Origin of the sequence: Pseudomonas sp. W2-17, assembly GCF_041060445.1 — a bacterium.
Taxonomy (GTDB): Bacteria; Pseudomonadota; Gammaproteobacteria; order Pseudomonadales; family Pseudomonadaceae; genus Aquipseudomonas.
Genome location: NZ_JAUFNS010000024.1, coordinates 54,299 through 74,667, shown reverse-complemented (window position 1 = coordinate 74,667; position 20,369 = coordinate 54,299). Strand labels below are relative to the sequence as shown.

Genomic DNA, 20,369 nt, shown 5'->3' with positions numbered 1-20,369 from the left:
CCAATTACCAATTACCAATTACTCGACTCATTTCTCGCAGCTTCAGAGAATGGGGCCGTGAGGCCCCTCCCCTTACCGTGGCGACAGCTCGATCCGCTGAACGTCTGAAACACGGATGTTGACCAAACTCAGCGTCCCTGTTGCTAACCTTTTCCAGTAACCAGATTGATGTACATGCACCAATGAATAGAAAAGGAAGTCAGGGAGAAGCATATCTATACGGTTCACCTGTATGCCGATGTGTTCAGGATTGAACTCTCGTACTGGCGCTCCACATCGATCCGCTGAGCCCCGGCGGGTAATCCAAAAATGAGCTTCTGGAAAATCCGTCCGAATGGTCGCTACATCTGAAAGTCTCATCTCGTTCCTTGCGGTGGCAACGGCTAGCCTCCTCAGGTTCGAGTGGCTCTCTGCGTGCCACCAACAAGCACATAATAGGCCCATAAGGGCCTATATGCAAGCAGAGAATAGGCCCTTATGGGCCTTATTTAATGGTAATTAACAAATATGAATTAGTAATTAGCTACTGCCAGGGCTTGAGCAAGCGCAGGGGAGGGGTGGATCTGTTTCGATCTGCTTAATGGTCGTTATGGTTGGACACGGACAGACAATCAGCAGGGTACTGACGCATGAACTCCATGCTTTCGCCAGGTGCGGCTTTCAACCAGTCGCGATACGCACCCTTGGGTAGTATCACCACCATTCTTTTCTCGTGGTCGACCTGGTGATAGTCGCGCATGAAAGTATGGTCATCCGCATTGATGGTCAGCATCGTGTAGCTCAATACGATTTCCCCATCTGCGTTTTTCCAGCGCTCCCATAAGCACGCGATCCCCATAATCTCCCCATCAGCGCGTTCTATCCTAGTAGGCACAGCCTTGCCACTACGCCAGTCGGGTTCATAGATGGCTGCAGCAGGAATGATGCAGTGTTGGCCATGACGCCAGGCGTTCCGGAAAGATGGTTTGCTGGCCACCGTCTCCGATCGGGCGTTGTAGGTCCGTCGAGCGATCTTGTCGTCCTTACTCCATCCCGGGATCAGGCCAAAGGAGCCGGATTCGACCTCAAAACCAGCAGTCGAACCTTCTAACTCCTCACTGTCATGAGGCATGCGCAGGAAGGGGCCGAAGTAGCCAGGCCAAAGATTGAGCTTTAGCTGCTCGTAGGGCTCAACGCCAAAGGCTTCAGCCAGCGCTGCAGGGGAGGGCGCTTCGTAGTGGCTGCACATTGATCAACCCTCAGAGGGTGGCAGGCTTCAAGACCGAGAATTGGCCGAGCTGGCCAGTTGAAGCTTCGACTAACCACCATCGGGATCGTCGCAGGACCTAGCTTGTGCGAAGTCGATCAGTTCGCCTTTGCAATCCACAACTGATCGAGGCGGGTGGTGAAACTCTGACTCATCAGCTCACGTCGCATAGCCCAGTCCGGATCCGCCGGCACACTTGCAGCGCGCAGCGTGCCACGGCCCCAACGCTCGTTGATTTCATCGAGCACCCCCATGATGCGATCGGCCGTAGCCGGCTGGACCTGGGCAAACAGATCGTCAGTGAATTCACCTGGCTGACGTAGATCCATCAGCAGCACCTCGGCCTTGCTGTAGCGATAACCAGGACGAAACAAACGATCCACCGCCTGAATCGCGGCCTTGGTCATCAGCCGCACGTCATTGGTAGGGTAGGGCAGTTCCACAAGGGCGCCATTGGCGTACTTGGCTTCATCGGGATTGAACATGCCCGTGCGGATGCTGACGCGGACCTTCTTGCACAGCGAGTGCTGGGCGCGCAGCTTCTCCGCTGCGCGCTGCATGTAGGTGGCCACCGCTTCGCGAATGGGCTCAATCTCACTCAACCGCTTGCCGAACATCCGACTGCAGCAGATTTCCTGCTTTGGGGGGTCGGCATCAGCCAGCTCCAGGCACGATACGCCGGCCAGCTCACGGGCAGTCTTCTCGATCACCACGCTGAACTTACGGCCGAGCGTTGTAGGGTCGGCCTGGGCCAGGTCCATGGCCTTCTTGATGCCCATAATTTCCAGGTGAGCCTTCATGCGTTTGCCGACACCCCAGACATCCCCCACATCGCAGCGCTTTAGCACCCAGTCGCGTTTCGCTGGGTCGCAGATGTCCACGACGCCGCCGGTTTGGTTCTGCAGCTTCTTGGCGGTGTGATTGGCCAGCTTGGCCAAGGTCTTGGTATGCGCGATGCCCACTCCCACGGGAATGCCAGTGTGCATCAGCACCTTGCTGCGGATCTGCCGCCCGAACTGGGTCAGGTCGCCCGGGATGCCGGTCAGGTCAGCAAATTTTTCGTCAATGCTGTAGGTCTCGGAGTCCGGCACCATCGATTCAATGACGCTCATCACGCGCTCGGAGATATCGCCGTACAACGCGTAGTTGCTGCTAAACGCGACGATGCCGTGCCGGCGCAGCAGATCCTTGATCTGAAAATACGGCGCGCCCATCTTCACGAAGGGTTTGGCGTCATAGCTGCGGGCAATCACGCAGCCATCGTTGTTGCTTAGGACGACGATCGGGACCTTGGCCAGGTCCGGACGAAACACACGCTCGCAGCTCGCATAAAAGCTGTTGCAGTCGATAAGCGCGAATACAGGCTCAAGTTTTTTCATGATCGCGAATGCTGTAGCGAACCACACCCCAGATGGCCAGCTCGTCGCATTCCATGACGTGGCGAGCCGGGTACCGGGAATTTTCCGACTGCAGCATCACACGGTCGTCGCGCATGTAGAGGCGTTTGCACACGGGCTCATCGTTCAGCGCAGCGATAACGATATCGCCATGCTCTGCATACCGGCTACGGTCGACGATCACCAGGTCGCCCGTAAAGATGCCGGCACCTTCCATGCTGTCACCCTCGATCTTCACCAAGTACACGTGCGGCGCCCGAATCTCGAACAGCTCATCGAGCGAAAGATGTTTTTCGATGTGATCGGCAGCTGGGGAGGGGAAACCGGCAGGCACCTGGAAAGAGTAGAGCGGCATCTTGCTGGCTCCTTCCTGCAGTTGTCCCAAAATCGAAAATGCCATGCCATGACCCTGCACGAGGTGGAAAAAAAACCCGCACAGGGCGGGCCGAATGAGAGTCTTGCGTCAGTCGTCGTTAACAACCGTCCAGAACACCTGGACACCGCCATCATCCCGGTGGGCCACCGTCACGTTATCGGCATCATCCAGCTCTTCCAGGATCTGCGCCCAATCGTCCGCGCGGTCGTCAGGCAAACGTTCCAGAATCGCGTATTTGCGCTTCTGCGACGTTGGGTTGTTGATTGCCTTCTGCAGCCTGATCGCCAGCAGCTCGTAGGACGTCGGGGGACGAGGTGCAGATGCCTTTGCCATGAAACGAAACTCAGTTAGCTGTATGTGCGTACAGTATCGTAATGGTTTAAACGGCTGCAAGCACCATCCGACAGCCGCAGTAATGACAGGCGCTGCAACGCCCGGCAGCATGAGCTTTTCAAACACAACGATTTCCCGCACAGCTCCGGTTGCGACAACGGCTCACAGACCGCTAACCCTTGGGCCAGCCTGGACACCATCTGCAGTCGCCTGCAAAAGCCCTGAATCGTCGTCGGAGGCTCAATATGACTGGAGGCCGGGCCGAGATTTCAAAATGCATGCCTTCACCGAAGGCACATAGCGGCACTCGCGGTTAATGTCCCTTTCATAAGCCAGCGCGCACACGCGCCCGGTTGAGCACGCGGCCGGCTTGCCGGTCGGGGGCGATTTATCCGGGTCTTAGCGCCCGCAGGGTGGCCGTAGGCCAGGGCAGGGCAGCTTTATCGCCCTGGGCCGCTTAGACGGGCTTTCTTTGAGTCTTGAGGTAGCGTTACCGCGCCGTGCCGAAGGCACGAAGTGCGCGGTGCATTACTGCTGTTCGAGGTGTTTCACCTCGGAAAACTCTTTTTTATCCCGAAGGGGTTAACTGACAGGGGTATAAAATTCCATCTAACTCAAATCATCCACAGGCGGTGCCTGCTGCTGCGTGGCCACCTCCCTAAAAGGGGTCGCGTGGGGGGCAAATCGACGCTCTGTGCAGCGCTTTTCCCATCCACTGAGCACAGCTCGAACACCAGCATGCGTCGACCCGAATTGCAGGCGAGCGCAAGCCTCCGCGTGAGCAGATACGAAAAAAAGGTGCAGCCGTCTAACGTCCTACCGCTCTGTTAACGAGTGGACGTGGCTCTGCCGATCAGATCACCGGCGAATCAGCTGCCGGCGGGTTTCCGGTTGAGCAAGGCGCCAATGGCCTTCAGCGCTTGGTGACCGGTCATACGTTCGGGAAGAATGTCGGGCTCAGGCTGTTTTGCAGCAGCTGCAGCCTGTTGCGGCAGGGCTAGCTGCGCTTGCGCTGGATCACGTGCGTCACGGGCTTCCTTGGCCTGCCAGCGCTTGCGAGAGATAGTGCGGCGCTGCAGATCCAGGGAATGACGTTCGATTTCAGCCATGCGGCGCTGACCAATCTCACGCAACTGCACATCGCGGCGCTTCTTGGCTGCGTTCTGCACGCGCTCATAGACGTAGCGCAGGCCCAGATCGGCCCAGAACTGCTTGGTAAAACGGATGAGCACGCGGGTGCGCACCAGGTGCAGGCCGTACTCGTCCTTTTCGTCGAGGCGTATGCGCTCGATCCGGCGATAGACGTAGCCGGCGGCTTCCAAGGTCTTGAACAGACGGCACAGCGCAGGCGCTGAGATAGTGCCGGCGTCCTCGGCGATGTTGCGCTGGGTGTTGAGGACGTAGCGGCCGTTTTCGGGATCGATATAGCCCAGGACACTGTTGGCCAGATCCAGGCGCACCAGCAGCTGCTCGGCGACGCGCTCGATGGCCTGAAAGACCTCGACGCGGGTACGCCGATCTCCATGCACTGAATCCAGCTCGCGCAGGTATCGGCCACGGTAGGTGACCATGTTGCTCAGCCTTTCGTAAGCCGAACGGATCAGAGGATTGCGCAGTTGCTTTTCACTGAGGTGACGAACAGTGGCATAGCGTGCCGGCATTTGCCGGGCGGATCTGCGCAGGGCGGAATGAGGGTCAGCGGGGTTTAGTTTTACGATGGTGAGGTTGCGTTTCATGCCGCACCGCCAGAGACCAATAGGCCAAATGCCGAGTAGCAAACGCAGGGGGAAGGAGATGTAACAGGGGAGCGGTGCTCGGTGCTTTTGGGATCCATTGCACCTCTGTTTGTTTGAATCATGTCCATGTGCCGCCGTTCAGCGGTGAGCAGTGACTATTCGCTTTCTGCAACTTGCACGAAGCCGCAGTGCGCGCCATAATCGGCTCACCAAATGTGTGGAGAACAGGTTTAACCCGCGAAAGTTGATCACCTGTTCTGGATTGTCCAAAAAGCCCGGTTACCAGCCGGGCTTTTTGGTTTCTACGATTTTGCTATGCCACTAAAAGCTCCGCTTTCTCAAAACCAACACGCGCAAGGTCCGCATGGACCGCTTCGAGACTCATATAAACCTTATAACGCTCCTTGCGAGCGATGGCCATGTAGTCCTTCGACCCGTCATTTCGATCAACCAGAAGAATCCAGCCGCCTGGTTCCATAGGAGCAGGGGCAATGAAAGCCGCCTTCAAGGCACCTTCACGGTAGAGGTCACGCATTCCTGATAGATCGACGGCCATAGCATCCTCGAACTGTAAAAATCTGCGGCAACAATATTCCCACATGCACAAAAAAGCAAATTCATGCTTAGGAACTGCTCAAAATACCGTCTGAGCACGCTGGTTATCGCAGGAAATCCAGATTTCATGAGCGCGAGAAGCGTGTGAGTGTCTAACCGTTGGTAAAGCGGCTTGATAACCCTGAAAGCAAGAATGCGCTACGGAATGGTGTGACCGTCCAGCTATTACGCGGGATCTGCTGGACGATGCACACTGGGTGATGCCGTGCTCTTGCTCAGGTTCTAGAGCGTTGGGTGGAGCGGACGTAACGGATAGGGAGTGATGCTGCCGCCTGAATATTCTCCAGGCTGCAAACCCCCAGCTAGACCAGCAGAGCGCTAAAGCGGTAGGGATCCATGAACGGGATGTCATCGTCTGGAAAATCCTCAGGACTTGATTGCGGCACGGGCTGCGGAGCCGGTCGTGCGTCACGCTGCGGCTGAGCGTGCTGCGATCGCGGCGCCGAGTTCTGAGAGTGACTCGACGCTGGCCGTTGTCCGTTATCGCCTTGCGGCCGGCTGCCGAGCAGCTGCAGAGTGCCTTGCATGTCCACGATGACTTCCGTGGTGTAACGCTTGATGCCGTCTTTCTCCCATTCGCGGGTCTGTAGCTTGCCCTCGATGTAGACCTGCGAGCCCTTGCGCAGGTATTCGCCGGCGATTTCAGCAACCTTGCCGAACAGCGACACACGGTGCCATTCAGTCTTCTCGACTTTCTGGCCGGTCTGCTTGTCGGTCCATTGCTCACTGGTGGCCAGCGAGAGGTTGGTGACCGCGTTACCGTTGGGCATGTACCGGGTTTCCGGATCTTGGCCACAAGTACCCACCAGGATGACTTTGTTGACGCCACGTGCCATGAGATTGCTCCATTTCGGGATGAGCGAGTTCGCACTGCCTGGAACCAGGCGGTGTGATGAATGATGTTTCGGGGTTAGGTCAGGCCTGCGCCTGACGCCAGGTCATTGCGTTGGGAAAGCGCTGCGAGGATTCAGGATCTGTGCCGGCACGAATCAGCACGCGGCCATACTCGTGCACCTCGCAGAAGATGGCCAGCGTCGCAGCCGTCAATGCCTGCTGATAGCTCTTGAAACGGGCGACGTGGGTACGTCCGCCCAGTTCGTATTGCAGGTCACACGGCCCGGTATGACTGGCCGGCACACAGCTGTGGGCCTTGCGGGCACCGCGTGAGGCGGGTGATTCACCCACGCAGCGCAACAGGGCAGAAACATTGCTCATCGTCTATCTGCCTTGTTCTCAGTGCTGTGGAGTACGTTTGTTCTCTTCGGGTCTAGCGGCCTGCACGTGCTGCCCGCTGTAGGCATCCAGTCGCCTCAGGCCAACCGTCAGCGACTGCGCTTCATCGACCTGTGCCCGGTAACCACGGCCTTTGTTTGGGATATTGCCCAGCGCCGTATGCCAGAGCAGCGAACTGCGCACGGCCGCGCCAGGTGTGCGACGCCAGATGTGCTGCCATTCCTCCTCCAGCTCGTTCAGCGCTGCCAAAGTTGGATCGATCAGTACCAGGTTCTGCAGATCCGCTCGACCAGGCTTGGATTTAAGGTGAAACAGAATCTGCTGGATTCGCCCGGCGCGGGGGTAGCTGCGACGGATTCTCTCCGGCGCCGTGGCCAGCAGCTCCTCCAGGGACGGAGGGGCTACCTCGATGAAGCGGTTGATGCGGATGGCCTCTTTGGACAACTTGTCGACGTCGGGGATGTACAGCGAGCTGCCCCGGATGACTTCACCCTTGAACAAGGTGATGTTTTCGCCTTCCTGCAGCTTTTGCACCTCTTCCACGCTGACTTTGTTGTGCTCGCGCAGGTTCAGGGAGTCCGAGTCCTGCCAGCTGCTGCCCAGCACGCCGGCGTGCCGCACCATGCCGCTGACTTCTGACACGACCTCTTTGCCCGCCATCAGCTGCAGAATTTCCAGAGTGTCCTTGGGGTCCATGATCTTGCCAGTGATGCGCGTGCCCATGTTGGCAATCAGGGTCCAGACCTTGTCGCCGGCAGCGGATTTCAAACGCTGTGCCTCTTGCCCGGCGAGCAACAGACAGATGCCCAGGGAACGCACCTGCGTGGCCAGCTCACCGACCTTCTCGGTATAGATGGCACCAATCTCATCCATGAACCAGAGAAACGGGAAGCGGTCCTTGTACTTGCGCACCACCAGGATGTCTTCGGCTTTACCTTCAATTTTTTCGCCTAGATCCTGGCTGAGAATCATGGCTATTTGCGACACATACAGTCGGCCCAGCGTTGAGGCCTCACTGGCGGACAGTTCCAGCGCCGGGATCAGCACCATGAGGATGCGATCATTGTGGATCACGTCCTTGAGGTCGATGTCGCCGGCATCGAGCGCAAACACATGCCCGTACATGTCGTTGAACATCGACAGCATGCGGCTGAATTGCTGGATCAGGTAACCGTGCTGGTTCACGCTTTCTGCTGCCCATTCGGACGGTGAGTCCACTTTGGTCAGGTCAAAACCTGCCAGCATGTTCAGGTAGTTTTCGATAGGTAGCCTGGCTTCTTCGTGCCACTCCTCTTCCACCGACTGGATGTAAAGCTTGGCAATGGCGCGCAGGGGCATGTGTGCCTGGATCGTGCGCTGCGACATGACCTTGCCTTCCCGGCGGCATTTGTAGACCAGGGAAAAGACCAGGGCCTGGATCATCGCCTTGGCCTTGTCCTGCCAGGTACTGTCGCTACCCGCAGGTGGCAACATCGAGTCCATCAGGTTGGTGATGTAGGACTCCTGGGCGAGACCAAAGGCGTTGATGGTGTTGGTCTCGGGACGACTCTTGTTCCCATCAAGGAGCTGCTGGGCACGCGAGCGACCACCGTTGATGAAGTTCATATGCCGCACGTCGTCCTCACGGCCGTAGTAACGGGCCAATGAGGCTATAGCGGTCGGTACATCGTTCTGCGCCTTGGCGTCCGTGTAGATGAGGCCCTTGCCATAACCGAGCTGGCCGAGCACGTACCCCAGAAGCGCTTCGGTTTTGCCGGCACCGGTGGTGCCGAACATCAGGATGTGCCGGCACATGTCGTCCATGTTCATCCACAGCTCGCGGCCTGCATCCTGACCCCGCAGATAGCCCATGTACAAAATGCCCGCGGCCTTATCCATCGTCGTGCGTGCCACGGCGATCGGCAGAAAGCCCCACAGCTTTCCGGGCACCTGGCGTTGGGTTGAGGGATCGAGCCGGTCCATGTCCATCGGCATGCGCATGGGCATCTGCCAGTCAGCGAATAGCAGCGCCGGCGCCCAGAACATCAGCACCGGAAAGCTCAGCCAAAGGCTGACCGGGTAGACCAATCCACCCACCACAGCGGCGAGCATGCCCAGCGCCAGGCTACCCGGTCCCATCATCCAGGCGGTCAGCGGCGAGTGGTAAACGCGCCGGTTGATGCGAGCGCGGTCCACGGCATGGTTATTGGGCTGCATGGCTCGCCTCCGCTGCGCCCATGAAGGCTTGCAGCTTCAGCGAATTCTGCAGCACCTCCTGGGACACGTGCCGGCCGTCATCGGCAATGGCCCACGGCGTGCCGGGAATCCGGTAGGTCTGATAAGCCACCTCGTTGACGCCCAGCGCCTTGCCGGCGATGTCGCAATGACCCGGTTCTACTGCAGCGCTTTGCTGTGCTTTACCCAGCTCCATCACGCCGTGGCCGACGTCGAACAGATCACTCCAGGCTGCCTTGCGCTGCTCAGGCGGCAGGCACAACACCGGGGTGATCGAGGCGATCGACTTTTCCCGGCCAATCACAGCGACCGGGAACACCACCACATTGAAGTCTTTGGCAGCGGCTTCCAAGGCAGGCTCAAGGCGCTGGCAGTTGGGGCACTCGGGATCAGCAAAGACATACAGCGTGCGGGGATGGCCGCTGGAGTACTCGACCGTGAACAGCTTGCGCTGCGCAGCCATCTGCAGGTTCGCCGGCAGGACGGCGCGCACGGGGCCGGGCAGTGTCCAGCCGTCTTGGGCAATATCAGCGACTTCGGCAGGGTCTGCCGGCAAGGCGGCTGCAGGAGGTGCGGTATTGGGGATTTGAGCCGAGACCTGCGCGACATTAGATGCCGGCATAAAGGCAGAAGCCTGGTGGCCTGTGGAATTCATGAGAGTGCTGATGCTCCAGATCGAAAACGCGAGCACGACCGGAACGGCCGCAAGGCCCACCAAGACCATCAACGCCATTCCGCCCGCGATCCTGGCACGGCGCACTTTGTGACGCATTTCTACGGTACGGCGCTGCTTGCCGCTCTTATGGCGGGTCACTGCCGACTCGATGCAATCCAGCAGTGCAGCCACATCGGTGTGCTCAGGTGCCTGGATGAGCAGTTGACCCAGCTCGCTGATGCAGATCACGTTTTGCCCGTCGAGAGCAAAGTGGCAGCGCTCACTCAGATCAATCAGGCCCAGCATCTGCGGATGATCACCGCGAGCGCATCTGATGGTCATCAGGTCGTCAGCGATATTGGCTTGAAACGGTGGGGTAATGGCTTGCATGAGAATCCTTAAATGCAGGCTACGACGCGCATGGCTTCGCAGCGGCGGCCAATGGCGTCACGTAGTCAGTCTTCGAAATGAGGTGTGGTTGACGCGAAGGGGGGGGTCACGGATCCAGTAGCGGTTTACAGGTCAGCAGGCATCGCTTCAGCGCTGTAGATGGCCTGCAGCAAGGGCACGACTTCCTGTGGTGCTGCCGCTTCCGGCATCGACTCGTGCTCATGAATCAGCCCAATGCCCTCCAGCTCGCTGTGCAGCCCGTCAACGGCCTTCTCTACCCTCAACCCGCCGCAGGGCAAGCCAAGCTTCTTGGCCTGGGCTTCAGCCCGTGCCTGAGCGAGCACGCCGGCCCCTTCAACGTAGACCTTCGCGGTATCAGCCGAGTGCAGGGCATACCAGAGCGTGCGGTCCACGCCTTTGAGCCAGCGAAAACGGGCGGACGGCAGGCGCAGATCCCGGCCGTAGAGCCCGGCCAGTGCGGTTCGTTTGAACGAGTGAATGGCCAGTAACTCCGCCATATCCGACGTGGCCACCACCCGCGCAAAGGCCTTGTCGGCCAGCGAATATAGTGGAAGGTACGTTGGGGCTCGCGACAGGCCCTTCACCAGGCAGGAGCGATTGAGGTCATCGAGCAGCTTGGTGGCGGCTTTACGATCGTTCAAAAACACCTGCAGCCCTAGCACTGCAAGCAGGGCTCGCTCATGCGGGTGCCACTCGGCGAAGTTCGTGTGAGCCGGCCCGATCTGGGCTTCGAACGCAGCCTGCGCGGCATCGCGATCGAGCACCTTGCGCACGACCAGGTTGTGCTGCTCGGCAAACTCTTCCGGCTTCAATGCCCAGGCATTGGCTGCGGAGGTGTCATCCTTCAAGCCGTTAGGCCCGTAGGCTGCAACGATCGGGATGATCGAGGGGGCAAAGCCGCTGACCAGCTTGGGCAGTGTCTTGGCACTGATCAGCCGCTTGCTGCGAAATGGCAGCATCGGGTGCTGCGCAAGGCTCCAGCTGCTGAGCAGAATGATCGGGATCAGGAAGGCGAACAGAATGCCCGATGTCTGATTCATGACGCCGAGCCACTGATCGAAAGTGACCGCTTTGGCGTTGTTGGCCAGCTTGACCAGCAGGTTGGCTTTGCTGCCCACCCACACGTGGGTGAAAGGGAAATCGATCATCAGCCAGAGCCAGTACAGCAGCCAGCTGCTCCAGTAGACAAAGTAGTCGAAGAACAGCCAGCACAGGCCAAAGCCTGCGGCGAGGATCAGCAGCAATTGCGCCTGCTCGCCTTCCCAACTGCTCTGAGGGGGTCGGTTTTGCATAGGTATCGTCCACATAGAAACACACCGGCCAAAAGGACCGGTGTGCTGGAGGGGTTGGGCTTCGGAGGATGAGGCTGTGCAAGCGCAGTCAGCCTGGAGTTGCAACGATGGGATCAGGCTAGCTTGGGGATGTGAATGTTGTTTTCACGTTCCAGCGCTTCGACGTGCTCGCTGACGTACTGGCTAAAAGGCTTGGGGGTGTTGTAGCGCTTGTACTCCATGGCGCCCAGTGTGTCGTACCACCGCTGCGCCCATGGCGTCGAGATTTCGATGCAGGGCAATGTAGGGAATTTGGTATACAACCGCAGCGTTTTTCCTTCCAGCTCGCGGCTGGTCCAGTCAGCCATGTTCAGTCCTACTACGTCCACTTGCCCTTTACGTATCCGATGGACGTAAAGGATAGTCCCGATATTAGGATCAATACCAAAATATTTCCCTACCCCCTCGCTATACACTTCATGAGCGGCGTCGGGCAGAAATCTATCAGGCCCGTTCAGCGCCTGTACAATATCGGTGAGCAAACGCCGCCGTTTTAAGGTTGTTAAGACAAAGAAGCCAATCGGGATTATTACCCCTAAAGACATCAACGCACCAAACATAAGTATCTCCGTGCGATCTTGACCTGAGCGACCACCGGCCATCAAAAAACTTGCCACCGTCAAAAGCAAAAAAGAGGGAAGTCCAAAGACCACGTAAAGAGCGCGCAGCAACGTGAGCAGGGCCTCGGGAGATGTTTGTACGCGTTGAATGACCATTATTTACTCCTGATAGCGGTTAACTCAGATTCATCTAAATCAGTAAGGCATTCTAAAGCGAACTGAACTCTGTAATCTGCCTGTCGATACAAGTGATGTGACTCGTCCCGCAGGTAATTTCTAAATCCCTCCCAGGTCATTCCCAAGCTTTTGGCAGCAGTTCTTCTGCTGATACCTGCTTTTTCAATCAACAAGCACAGGTAGCGTGGGTCTGGGTGGTAGGTGCGAGCATCAGGTTTCACAAACTTGCCCTGCAATTATAGTGGGTATCACTCATACCCAAAAATACCACTAGTCAGATCGGTTGTCCACTACTGGATTCCGTCCTTGCCACTTTCGGCACCTTTACCTTGCTGGAGTTTTACCCCTGGGGTGCGCTGTGCACTCGATCCAAATGCGCCGAACATGCTCTTCATGTTATCCACCATGCCGCCCATGAGATTGGCACCGTCACGTCCCCCGAGGAACGAGATAACGTAGTCAGCCAGTGTGGCTTGCAACCCGAAAAGGCGTGTCACGCCGAAGGTCGCGATGCGGGCATAGATCATCAGCCAGCCGATCATCTTGAACAAACCGACGATGGAATCAGCATTGGCATTGGCCAGGGCCGAAGCAAACAGCATGTTGAGGACCGTACCGCCTGCGGTGGCCGTGACCGCTGCGAAAAAAAAGCCCAGGACCATCAGCGAAGGGCGCAACATCATGTCGATGAGGAACACATAGCCATACGCGCTGCGGCTGCCTTTATCCTCTTCAGCGCCTACGTGCGTAGCGGCCCACATCGAACCTGCAGCGCAGCCAATCAGAATGCTGACCAGCCAGTTAAACACACCGATCATCCAGTTAAGGAACGGGACAGCGGGAAGAAAAACTGCCAACGAGAAGCCGATACTGAACAGTGCCAATACAACGAAGTAGAACAATGGTGACAGGGCACCGAGAATATCTTTGACGATGGCTCCAGCATTGCCCCAAAGAAACCCGCCGACCTTTCCAAGAATTGAGTTATCTGCCGCCGACGCTACGCCCACGGCAGCGGTATACACAACCAGGGCTGTTTCAGTGGCCAGTAAAGTTGAGTCACCGATCTCCTGCATTTTGATAAGTGGATTTACTTGCTCCGAAAAATCAGCGTCCGTGCCTATTTTTCCTGTGGCTGCCCAGTTCGTGAAATTTTGCATGGGGTTCTTGAAAATACTCACAAAAACTGAGCTTGGATCAACTGCTGTATTTGCTACCGCGTTGTCGATGGCCGGCTGCGATCCTAATGGCGCCGTATAGTTACTGTTCTGCAGTTGCGAACGGTAAGCCGCCATGACTTGGCCATACAGATCGCCTGTACCTGTTTCACCCAATTGACTCATGCCGCTTACCACGGGCGTAGCGCTCGTCACACTGTTGGTCTTGCTGTTGGCCGTGGCAAAGGTGTGGTACCAGCTGCCCAGGGCCAGCCAGCCGTAACTCTTGATCTGCGCAGACAGCTGCTTTTGTAACGAGTCCTTGTAGTCAATCTGATTGATCGCCTGGCTGACCGTATTCTCGTACGCCGCTGCAGCTTTCTGAATCTGCGTTTCTGCGTCCTGAAAGGTGCCGGTGTCCTGATCACGACGACTCAGGTAGGTAGTCACAAAGGCATTGGCAGCCTGATCCAGGGAGCTTTGCATTGTATCGAGTGCTTTGCGCTGTGCAGTGACGATCGACGCCGTGTCCACCTTGCTGTCGAACAGCACGTTCCAGCTTCCGGTGCGCCCGGTGTCCGGTGTCTTGGCCGAGCCACACACTGCGCTGCCGTTGCCGATCGTGTACTCACCGTTACCCCCTTTGGTAGTCATCATCGCGGTTCGAGCCTTGCCGTCCTTGTACAACGTCTGCAGCTCGCTGTTGGTGGCGTACTTGCACAGGTTCATCTCGAAAATGCTGCGTGCAGCCGAGCGGGTCACCGGCGCCGTGGGTTGCGTCACCATCGAATAGCCACTGTTGATCATGTCCACGGCTTTGTCGGTCAGCAGATTGGCGCCACCGACGCCCATCGTCGAGGTGGCCCAGAGCATGAGCAACTGGGCGACCGACCAGCCCGACTTGGTAGGGACGATCGTCATGAAGCCTGCCAGTGTCATGATCGGGAACACGGCGGTGCGACCGCCGTTGAACACCCGGCCCTCATGGCCTGCTTTCACAAAGCCCTTGAGGGTGATCGTGAAGAACCAGAAGAACGCTACGGCCGCCAGAATGCCGTTGAGAATGCCAAACAACGAGCCAATCAGCGTGGGATCAGAGGCCGTGAACGGGTGCACCACCACGTCGCCGAAGATCATCACCATGGCCTGTCGGGACAGATCGTGGTTCCTCTGCGCAGCCTCTGAGAGAGTTTTGTAGGTCACGGTGTCAGCCAATGCCGGCAGGGAAAAAACCAGCAGCAGGCCAACCCACCAAATACGTTTGATGAGGTTCATATAGAAGTCCGGGAAGATGAAGCTAAGGAAGGGCGCTGCGAGGGGTGGACGTCGTTGCCGATTTCAATACAAGGTGAAAGGTGTCACCACTTGTCGCCATATACGGTGTTCAGCGGCGTAGTCCTGGAACGTGCCTTGCTCCTCGATGCTGACCCGCCGGCTGGCAAGCTGCCAAAGGCGATAGTCGTTGTTCAGCACCTTGGCCACGCTGAGCATGGCCAGCGTAACGAGCGCAGCATCTACCGCGATCGCTCGCAACAGCGTCTGTACCGGCAGGCTGGAAGCGGTGATGAGGATATTCAGCAGCAGAAACACTGCCACCGGGCTGATCCCGACCATGAGCAGCCACCAGATCCGGCGCAAACGTCTGAAGCCTGCCTGCAGCTGCTCCACTGACTGTCCGGTGCAGGCCACGGCCTGTGCCCAGGTCAACGACTCACTCGACGTGTTCTTGCGCAGGGCACGCAGGCGGGCCACCTGCTCATGCAGAACGCCCATCTTCACGCCCAACGGCTTGATGCCGGTGCGGTAGATCACCGCCAGATCGGAAAACGGGTTGATAATCGCCAGTCCTACCTTGCCCACGCGGCGCCCCAGGCCTGGCCCCGCTGGGTGCTGGTCATCACTGCCTGCTGAAGCGTCATTGCTATGCTGATGTTTATTTTCCATTGCTACTCACCCCCGGCGCCATTTTTGCGGATAGCACCTGCATCTGTTGTCTGTATTTGGCATCGGCCGCGATGGCCAGCTGCTGGCCGGCAATCACGTTGCCCTGGCGCTGTTCGTTCTTGTTGCCCAGCAACAGCCAGTTACCCAAGCTTTGCACCCGGACCAGCTCACGCATGAGGTTGTCGCCGCTCATCTGCTGCAGGTCGGTCTCGTAATCGGTGTTGGCATAGCGTCGGCCCACTTCGAACGCTTCAAGCTCGCGCTCGCTCATCTGCCCGGTGCTCTGCGCCTCCTTGCTGGCCGTGGCCGCAAAATACTTGTCGGCAGAGGGGGCCTTGCGCGCCTCGGCCAGCGCCTGCTGAGTCGCAGGGTTGGCTTTGCTCGCCGCGATCATGTCCTGTTGCGGTTGCATGGCGGCGCTCAAGATGGCCAGCAGTTGCGTCAGCAGCCCTTGGTACTCCTGACCCGTTGCTGTCTGAATCTCCCCCTTGCCAGGCGTCCTGGCCACATCCGGCTTGGCCGAGTTCTTCATGTACGCCATGGCCGCATCGATCTGGTCCTGGTTGAAGGTCAGATCAGGCGCCTTCCCCACAGCGCCGGCGCCGTCGATCAGCGAGCGCATTTCGGTGTCACCGCCCGGCAGGCTGGAGACTGAAGGACACAGGTCCGTACCGCCGTACTGCGCCGCTTCAGCGGCCGTGCAATAACCTGCGTGCACCACAGCACTGCGATAGCCGCCCTGCTGCGGATCCACCGGTAGAGACGCGATGGTCTTCTGCACGGCCGGGTTTCTCAGGCCCTGCCCGCTTGCCAGTACCGAGCTACTGGCCCGGCTGCTTTTGTTGACGGTCGCTGCCACACCCGAAGCCGATTCACTGCAGATGCTGTCGGGGACGGTGTAGCCGGTGCGGGCTTTTTCCAAGCGCTCGGTCTGGCGGCCGAAGATGTCAGCTTCGCGCTGTGCCCGGCCCACCTCTGCAGCAATGCTGGCCTGCTTGTCACTGGCCTGGACGATGGCCGTACCGATCTGCATATCAGTCTTGAGGATTTCAGCCAGGGTCGAGCTGATGGTGGTCATGGCCGGCACCACCTGGGTGGTGATGGGAAGGCTTCCCGTCTCGTAGACCGGCACCACGTCGGCAAAGCCGTGTTGACTTGCGAGCGCAAGCGCAACCGCCATAAACAAACGGTTATGGTTCATTTAAACGTCCTATGAATGGGTGGTTCTGAGTGCTGCTAAAGGTTGTAACCGCGCTGGGCGATCAACTCGCGGGCTAGAGTGCGGGTGACGTTGCCGGCATCCGCTTCCTGCGCCTGGCGTTGTCGCAGCTCGATGACCTTTGCGGCGGAGCCCTGCGGAAATGCCGTGGCCAGGATCGAGCGCGCCGTGCTTCCCCCTACCTCTTCGTAGAGGATCTTGCGCAGCGCACTGTCGCTAGGCGATGAGTTCAGGGCCCACAGTTCCAGCGGGCCCATGGCGTTTTTCAGGATGCGCGCCATCGTGTTGCCACCCTTGATGCGGAACACCCCCAGAAACGGGACACCGCTGCCATCCTGTGCAGCGCCCGAACCCTGGCGCTGCAGGTTGCGGATGGTGACCATGGGGATCTTGAACTGCTCGATCAGCATCGCCTCGTCCTGTGGATCGACTTCCATCATGAACAGTGAGTTGGCCGACTGCAGAATGGCCTTGGGAAAGTCCCGCACGTACTGTGAAGACAACACAGTGCGCACGCCGAACTTGCGCTGCTCGCGGTCCTGGGTTTCCAGCATGGGAAAGATGAAGTTCACCTGGGCGACGTTATGCAGCTCGTCGTACACCTTGGTTTTGACCTCCTGGTCCAATTGCTCCAGGCGTTCGTTGTGCAGCGGGTGGTAAAGGGGTGAGACAGCCTGCAGCAATTCGTCCCGGTACTGCGGCAGCACGAAATGCCCGCCGGCCACTTCGCCGGCGAACAGAAACATCAACCCGGTTTTCAGATGCCCTGCCGCGCTGCCATCGCCCATAACATTGTTTAGGTCAATCGCGATGACCCGCGTGCGCGGGCTGATCACAAAGCGAGTCCGCCCTGCCAGCATCCGGTATTCGTTGCACGCGTCATTCATGCAGCGGCGCAGGTAGTCCAGCAGCGGATCCTTGCTGCCATCGCGGGTGACCATGCCGAAGGCAGTCTTCACGTTTTCATGGTTTAGGTAGGTGGTCATGTCGGCCAGCTCCGGTACCGCCTGGAACTGCGCCTGCTGCGCTTCACTGACGTAGCCGGCCTCAAACAACAAATCGCGCACTTCATACCAAGTCGCGGTGCTCCACCAGTGCGAGGGGTACCGGTCCAGCAAGCCACTGGCGCGCAAGGCTTCGTCCGCCGCCGGTATCAGTCCCTGCACATAGCCACGCGGACTGGTTTCGGCATTGGTGGTGTACGCAAGACTGATCACCCGCTCAAAGATCTGCGCAGTATCTTTCGGATTGGGCGGCATGCCGGTGGCGGGATCAATGCACATGGCCATCATCATGTTTTTGATCCAGTTGCGCTCAGGCGTGATCGGGAATTGGGCGCCTAGCTGAATATCCATCAGGTTGCGGCAATGCTTGGGACTGTTCTGCAGCACGATGCCGATCGCTTCGTCCTTGCGCTCCTCCGGCAGCCCATCGCGCAGCAACATGATCTGCCCTTGCATCGAGAAGCCTTTGTCCACGCCGGCGAAGAACGGCAGCATCTGCTGGGCGCTGGTGATCTGGGTGTTGCCCAGCTTGTTCAGCAGCACCGACTTGCCCAGACCGGGCGAGCCGCAAATGACGTTGGTCAGCTTGTTCTGCTTGGTGGTTGCCAAACCCACCGGGTACAGCTTGCCGTCCAGGGTGGGAAACAACGCGTTGCCATCTTCTTCCCACGCCGAGGCCGGCCGGGTCAGTGGCAGCAGGTGCAGGGCCTCGGAAAGCGGGGGATACAGCGGGTGTATGCCGCTGCCCTTGCTGGAAGCCAACAGCGTTGCAGCCCAGGCCCTGACCGGATCGCCGAACGTCAGCGTCACCCCACAGATGCCCCACGCTTCGAAGGCCTGCTTGAGCAAGGTCAGATTACGCGTGACCGCTTCCTGAGTACGGCCCCACGTGGAGGCCATGATGGTCATCACGCACACCGGCTCTTGCTGCTCGATGTAGGTCAGGGTCTCGATCGATGCCCAGATAGGCTTGAGCGCCGGCACAAACGCCATGACGTCCAGCAAACCTTTCTTGGTGCGCAGCGCCGCCATGCCGCCGGGCATGACATCCATGCGTACACGCCAGGGCACTTCACGCGGCACCAGGGCTTTGAGCTTGGCAAAGCTCTCCGGGGACTGAGGGGCCAGCTCCACCGACAATGTGCCGTGCCACAGACCGTTGACGCAGACCTTGTTGCCCCTGGTTTCGATGTCCTGGTTCATCAGCTGAAACTTGAGCCACGGCGCCAGAAACGGCGTGTGGTCTTCTTCATTGCGGATGCCATGCGGGGTGATCGGATCATCGGGCAGCAGCGGCTGCCAGGCCGGTGATGTGCCCAGCCGGTCCACCTGCTCGCGCAGTGCCCGGCCTGCCGCATGAACGTCCAGGCGCTCCATCATTACGCCCTGGCCGTTGTCCTTCAACGTGCGCTCCACCACATCCAGAAAGCTGTCGTGACGGATCTTCAGACCGGTCAACTCGGCCAGCACCGGGTTTTGCCCAAAGCGCGCTGGCGGGCTCTGCTCGATCAGCGCGTTCAGGCGTTTGTTCTCGTCGACCAGCTCGTGCGAGGACAGCGACTGGCGACCGGTGTAACAGACCAGGTAACAGCGCTCACGCGAGACCCACGGCGCAAGCTTTTCCTGCGTTTCGCCCAGAATCTGCGACATGTCGATGCCGGTCCGGGCGATCGAGCGGTATTGCGGGGCCAGGCGTGCGGCCACTTCGTCACCGCCGCCTTCGGGATCCGAATCGAACACCAGGCTGATCTTGTGCCCGTGGCGACGATAGGAGGCCGTCAGGTTTTGAGTCATGCGCGACAGCCGCCCAGCCCAGGAATACGGCGCATCCACCGCCGCGCTTTCGTCGGTGTCGCAGAAACTGCCGGCCACGGTATACACCGTGCAGTAGTCGCCAGCATCCGTGACCGCAATGAACGGGGCCTTGAGTTCCGGATGGCGCACGCGATCGTCATCGGTCAGACGGATCACCGTCTCCAGGTCGCAGTAGTCGGGTAAATCCCGGGACACGGCGAAACGTGAAACGGTGGTGATGAGGCTTTCCACCCAGCGAACCACTTTAGACATACAGATCACTCCGGGTATAGGTGGCCCAGCTGCGTGTAGACAGGACCGATTGCACGGTCTTGTGCGAAGGCAGCAACAAGGTCAGGTCATCGAACATGTCAGCCGGCAGCATCAGCACGCAGCCTGTTAACTGGGCTTGCAGCTGGCTGCGCTTGAAAGGGGGCAATCGCTTCATGGCCTGGGCAAACTCACCGGCGCGTGCGGAGCCCCAGGCCACCTCGACCTCGCGGCTGTGCCGGTCCATCCACTTCCAGACGCGCTCTCCCTGCTTTACCTGCGCTTTATCGCCGCCCAGGATGGCCAGCAACGCATGGCGCTGCAGGTGCAGTGCATCGGCGGCGGACAGACCGGGCAAAAATGCCAGTCGGCCATGGGCAGCCGTCGCACTGTCCAGGTGGCCGGTCAGGTAACACAGCGTGCAGACCGCATGGGGTTCTTCCCGCCCGGCCCTCGCGCCCTGCCACAGTTTGGTGGTGTGCAAGGCACACCCTTCGCAGCGCTCTCCCGCCGCCGGCATGGGCACCGGTGCGTCAATATCGCCGCTGATGTCCAGCTCAACGATCGGCAGGACAGCCGTTATTTCCTCAGGGTTTCCCTCATCCGCGTCGGGGTTGTCCTGATCTTCGTCTTCGTCATGCATCACGATCGCGTCAGTTTGCATATCCATACCCTCAAGGCCGCACGGTGGCAGAGC

The 20,369-nt window shown here is 58.8% G+C and carries 19 protein-coding genes; all 19 read right to left on the bottom strand.

The annotated features are described in order from the left end of the window. Positions 1 to 72: 72 nt before the first annotated feature. Positions 73 to 360, bottom strand: coding sequence for a hypothetical protein (locus tag QWI20_RS23420; protein ID WP_369307438.1), 288 nt, complete (start codon positions 358 to 360; stop codon positions 73 to 75). Positions 361 to 577: 217 nt separating this feature from the next. Then, positions 578 to 1,228: an SOS response-associated peptidase gene (locus QWI20_RS23415; RefSeq protein WP_369307437.1), complete on the bottom strand. Its 651-nt coding sequence runs from the start codon at positions 1,226 to 1,228 to the stop codon at positions 578 to 580. 116 nt (positions 1,229 to 1,344) lie between these two features. Further along, the gene (gene umuC, locus QWI20_RS23410; protein ID WP_369307436.1) at positions 1,345 to 2,625 is read right to left on the bottom strand and encodes a translesion error-prone DNA polymerase V subunit UmuC; all 1,281 of its coding nucleotides are present in this window, start codon (positions 2,623 to 2,625) and stop codon (positions 1,345 to 1,347) included. Next, positions 2,612 to 3,043: a LexA family protein gene (locus QWI20_RS23405; protein WP_369307435.1), complete on the bottom strand. Its 432-nt coding sequence runs from the start codon at positions 3,041 to 3,043 to the stop codon at positions 2,612 to 2,614. Before QWI20_RS23405 ends, umuC begins: the two co-directional genes overlap by 14 nt. Positions 3,044 to 3,106: 63 nt before the next feature. After that, on the bottom strand, positions 3,107 to 3,352 hold the full coding sequence (locus QWI20_RS23400) for a DUF1654 domain-containing protein (protein WP_369307434.1): 246 nt from the start codon (positions 3,350 to 3,352) through the stop codon (positions 3,107 to 3,109). An 869-nt stretch (positions 3,353 to 4,221) separates the two neighbouring features. Continuing rightward, complete coding sequence (locus QWI20_RS23395) at positions 4,222 to 5,013, bottom strand: hypothetical protein (protein ID WP_369307441.1); 792 nt, start codon at positions 5,011 to 5,013, stop codon at positions 4,222 to 4,224. 388 nt (positions 5,014 to 5,401) lie between these two features. Beyond that, positions 5,402 to 5,644, bottom strand: coding sequence for a plasmid replication protein RepB (locus QWI20_RS23390; protein WP_369307433.1), 243 nt, complete (start codon positions 5,642 to 5,644; stop codon positions 5,402 to 5,404). Positions 5,645 to 6,005: 361 nt separating this feature from the next. Beyond that, entirely contained in the window at positions 6,006 to 6,539 is a 534-nt protein-coding gene (locus tag QWI20_RS23385) for a single-stranded DNA-binding protein (RefSeq protein ID WP_369307432.1), read from the bottom strand. 79 nt (positions 6,540 to 6,618) lie between these two features. Next, positions 6,619 to 6,918: a hypothetical protein gene (locus QWI20_RS23380; RefSeq protein ID WP_369307431.1), complete on the bottom strand. Its 300-nt coding sequence runs from the start codon at positions 6,916 to 6,918 to the stop codon at positions 6,619 to 6,621. Between the two features lie 18 nt (positions 6,919 to 6,936). Further along, the gene (trbC, locus tag QWI20_RS23375; RefSeq protein ID WP_369307430.1) at positions 6,937 to 9,132 is read right to left on the bottom strand and encodes an F-type conjugative transfer protein TrbC; all 2,196 of its coding nucleotides are present in this window, start codon (positions 9,130 to 9,132) and stop codon (positions 6,937 to 6,939) included. After that, positions 9,119 to 10,195: a DsbC family protein gene (locus QWI20_RS23370; RefSeq protein ID WP_369307429.1), complete on the bottom strand. Its 1,077-nt coding sequence runs from the start codon at positions 10,193 to 10,195 to the stop codon at positions 9,119 to 9,121. The genes trbC and QWI20_RS23370 overlap by 14 nt, the downstream gene beginning before the upstream one ends. A gap of 125 nt (positions 10,196 to 10,320) precedes the next feature. Then, on the bottom strand, positions 10,321 to 11,508 hold the full coding sequence (locus tag QWI20_RS23365) for a conjugal transfer protein (RefSeq protein ID WP_369307428.1): 1,188 nt from the start codon (positions 11,506 to 11,508) through the stop codon (positions 10,321 to 10,323). Positions 11,509 to 11,621: 113 nt separating this feature from the next. Then, on the bottom strand, positions 11,622 to 12,263 hold the full coding sequence (excA, locus tag QWI20_RS23360) for a plasmid IncI1-type surface exclusion protein ExcA (protein WP_369307427.1): 642 nt from the start codon (positions 12,261 to 12,263) through the stop codon (positions 11,622 to 11,624). Beyond that, positions 12,263 to 12,505: a hypothetical protein gene (locus QWI20_RS23355; RefSeq protein WP_369307426.1), complete on the bottom strand. Its 243-nt coding sequence runs from the start codon at positions 12,503 to 12,505 to the stop codon at positions 12,263 to 12,265. Before QWI20_RS23355 ends, excA begins: the two co-directional genes overlap by 1 nt. Positions 12,506 to 12,574: 69 nt before the next feature. After that, a complete protein-coding gene (locus QWI20_RS23350; protein WP_369307425.1) occupies positions 12,575 to 14,716 on the bottom strand; it encodes a DotA/TraY family protein in 2,142 nt (713 codons plus the stop codon). A 63-nt stretch (positions 14,717 to 14,779) separates the two neighbouring features. Further along, positions 14,780 to 15,385 carry a conjugal transfer protein TraX gene (gene traX / locus QWI20_RS23345; RefSeq protein WP_369307424.1) on the bottom strand — a complete coding sequence of 202 codons (606 nt, stop codon included), beginning with the start codon at positions 15,383 to 15,385 and terminating at the stop codon, positions 14,780 to 14,782. Further along, positions 15,375 to 16,586 carry a conjugal transfer protein TraW gene (gene traW / locus QWI20_RS23340; protein ID WP_369307423.1) on the bottom strand — a complete coding sequence of 404 codons (1,212 nt, stop codon included), beginning with the start codon at positions 16,584 to 16,586 and terminating at the stop codon, positions 15,375 to 15,377. The genes traX and traW overlap by 11 nt, the downstream gene beginning before the upstream one ends. Positions 16,587 to 16,621: 35 nt before the next feature. Next, complete coding sequence (locus tag QWI20_RS23335; protein ID WP_369307422.1) at positions 16,622 to 19,675, bottom strand: ATP-binding protein; 3,054 nt, start codon at positions 19,673 to 19,675, stop codon at positions 16,622 to 16,624. Continuing rightward, positions 19,668 to 20,336: a conjugal transfer protein TraT gene (locus QWI20_RS23330; RefSeq protein ID WP_369307421.1), complete on the bottom strand. Its 669-nt coding sequence runs from the start codon at positions 20,334 to 20,336 to the stop codon at positions 19,668 to 19,670. The genes QWI20_RS23335 and QWI20_RS23330 overlap by 8 nt, the downstream gene beginning before the upstream one ends. Positions 20,337 to 20,369: the final 33 nt, after the last annotated feature.

What these genes read in the sequence shown, in the direction of transcription:
- QWI20_RS23335 (WP_369307422.1), bottom strand. Translation starts at nt 19,675, where the DNA reads ATGTCTAAAGTGGTTCGCTGGGTGGAAAGCCTCATCACCACCGTTTCA.
- QWI20_RS23390 (WP_369307433.1), bottom strand. Translation starts at nt 5,644, where the DNA reads ATGGCCGTCGATCTATCAGGAATGCGTGACCTCTACCGTGAAGGTGCC.
- QWI20_RS23365 (WP_369307428.1), bottom strand. Translation starts at nt 11,508, where the DNA reads ATGCAAAACCGACCCCCTCAGAGCAGTTGGGAAGGCGAGCAGGCGCAA.
- QWI20_RS23370 (WP_369307429.1), bottom strand. Translation starts at nt 10,195, where the DNA reads ATGCAAGCCATTACCCCACCGTTTCAAGCCAATATCGCTGACGACCTG.
- QWI20_RS23400 (WP_369307434.1), bottom strand. Translation starts at nt 3,352, where the DNA reads ATGGCAAAGGCATCTGCACCTCGTCCCCCGACGTCCTACGAGCTGCTG.
- excA (WP_369307427.1), bottom strand. Translation starts at nt 12,263, where the DNA reads ATGGTCATTCAACGCGTACAAACATCTCCCGAGGCCCTGCTCACGTTG.
- umuC (WP_369307436.1), bottom strand. Translation starts at nt 2,625, where the DNA reads ATGAAAAAACTTGAGCCTGTATTCGCGCTTATCGACTGCAACAGCTTT.
- QWI20_RS23415 (WP_369307437.1), bottom strand. Translation starts at nt 1,228, where the DNA reads ATGTGCAGCCACTACGAAGCGCCCTCCCCTGCAGCGCTGGCTGAAGCC.
- QWI20_RS23330 (WP_369307421.1), bottom strand. Translation starts at nt 20,336, where the DNA reads ATGCAAACTGACGCGATCGTGATGCATGACGAAGACGAAGATCAGGAC.
- traW (WP_369307423.1), bottom strand. Translation starts at nt 16,586, where the DNA reads ATGAACCATAACCGTTTGTTTATGGCGGTTGCGCTTGCGCTCGCAAGT.
- QWI20_RS23385 (WP_369307432.1), bottom strand. Translation starts at nt 6,539, where the DNA reads ATGGCACGTGGCGTCAACAAAGTCATCCTGGTGGGTACTTGTGGCCAA.
- traX (WP_369307424.1), bottom strand. Translation starts at nt 15,385, where the DNA reads ATGGAAAATAAACATCAGCATAGCAATGACGCTTCAGCAGGCAGTGAT.
- QWI20_RS23380 (WP_369307431.1), bottom strand. Translation starts at nt 6,918, where the DNA reads ATGAGCAATGTTTCTGCCCTGTTGCGCTGCGTGGGTGAATCACCCGCC.
- QWI20_RS23350 (WP_369307425.1), bottom strand. Translation starts at nt 14,716, where the DNA reads ATGAACCTCATCAAACGTATTTGGTGGGTTGGCCTGCTGCTGGTTTTT.
- trbC (WP_369307430.1), bottom strand. Translation starts at nt 9,132, where the DNA reads ATGCAGCCCAATAACCATGCCGTGGACCGCGCTCGCATCAACCGGCGC.
- QWI20_RS23420 (WP_369307438.1), bottom strand. Translation starts at nt 360, where the DNA reads ATGAGACTTTCAGATGTAGCGACCATTCGGACGGATTTTCCAGAAGCT.
- QWI20_RS23395 (WP_369307441.1), bottom strand. Translation starts at nt 5,013, where the DNA reads ATGCCGGCACGCTATGCCACTGTTCGTCACCTCAGTGAAAAGCAACTG.
- QWI20_RS23405 (WP_369307435.1), bottom strand. Translation starts at nt 3,043, where the DNA reads ATGGCATTTTCGATTTTGGGACAACTGCAGGAAGGAGCCAGCAAGATG.